Origin of the sequence: Protofrankia sp. Cr1, from assembly GCF_963555865.1 — a bacterium.
Lineage (GTDB): Bacteria > Actinomycetota > Actinomycetes > Frankiales > Frankiaceae > Protofrankia.
In genome coordinates, this window is the sequence record NZ_CAUVXO010000706.1 from 1371 (window position 1) to 2546 (window position 1176).

Sequence of the window (1176 nt, forward strand, 5' to 3'; positions counted from 1 at the left end):
AGATTCCGGCCCTCGCGTACTGCTCGGCCTTGACAATCCGGTCGGTCGTCTCCGAGCCCGGCGAGACGACCTCGACGACAAGCAGGATGTGCTCGGGCCGGGCCGGCATGATGTCGATCGTGTTGGCGCGGTTCTCGCCGAGATCAGCCGGGTCACCGCCACCGCGTAGGCGCAGGCATGTGGGAGCAGCGCAGCCGCCCGATCTGCGCAACCGGTTGGTGATCGTCTCAGGCAGGCGCTGGCGTGGCGTGACGCCGGATTCCATGTCGATCAGGTGGACCTGGACCGGCGACGGGTCCGGCTCGCTCGTGGGACACGCGGCGGCAGACCGTCGAAAGTGGTGTCGATGTCGATGTCGATGCGGCGGATGTCGTCAAGTTCGAGAACGAGGTCTGCGCCGTAGGCCGACGCCGGCGTGTGGAATCCGGGAATCGCTTGCCCTGCGAGGATGTGTCGCAGCAGCAGGCGCGCGGTCTGGGCGGTGAATTCGTAGGGTTCCGGTCCGTGGATGGTGGCCGCGGCCTCGCGGCCGTCCGGTGTGCTGACGCGGCCCCAGATGCGGCTGGCGCCGGCGGCGAGCTGTTGGTCGGTTGGTCCGGCGGGCAGGCGCCGGATGAGGGCGTTCATGGCCGCACGCCACGGGGCGGAACCGAACAATACGGGCATGCGGGGCGCGATGCGCATCAGGCCCCGCACAGGTGCGGGCAGGGCTGTGAAGGTGTCGATGGTGGCGATGCCTGTGGAGTAGGCCGCGGTGACCAGGTCGGCCCGCCACGGGTTGGTCGCCACGGTGATCGGACCCTGGCCGAAGTCGACCTGCATACGCCGCGCGGCGGCCCGCTGTGGGAGGAGTTCGCCGTCGCGGCGGCGAACTCCTGTCCGCGGCAGGTCACGCAGGAGCGTCGTGGCGGTGCCGCGGGAGAGTCCGCCGACGGTCTGGAAGGCGAGCTCCAGCCGGGTGGCGTCGGGGAGGCGCCGATGCAGGTGCATGGCGAGGCAGTCGGTGGGCACCACGCCGAATCCGGCGCCGGGCAGCACCATCACGCCGGCCTGCACAGCTTCGGCGTCGCGGGCCGCAGCGGTCTGGAACTCGGGCACCTCTCCGGCGAGGTCGAGGTAGTGGGTGCCGCTGTGCAGGCACCCGTCGATCAGGGGTGTAGCGGTGCGGTCGAAGGG

1 protein-coding gene and 1 pseudogene are annotated in these 1176 nt (G+C 70.7%); both read right to left on the reverse strand.

The window, feature by feature from the left end; translation table 11 throughout:
* Positions 1–130, reverse strand: a pseudogene (locus U9980_RS28885) (Uma2 family endonuclease); the annotation flags it as partial.
* Positions 131–270: 140 nt separating this feature from the next.
* Positions 271–1176 (reverse strand): hypothetical protein (locus U9980_RS28315; RefSeq protein WP_322770724.1); only part of this gene is annotated, 906 nt, incomplete at its 5' end.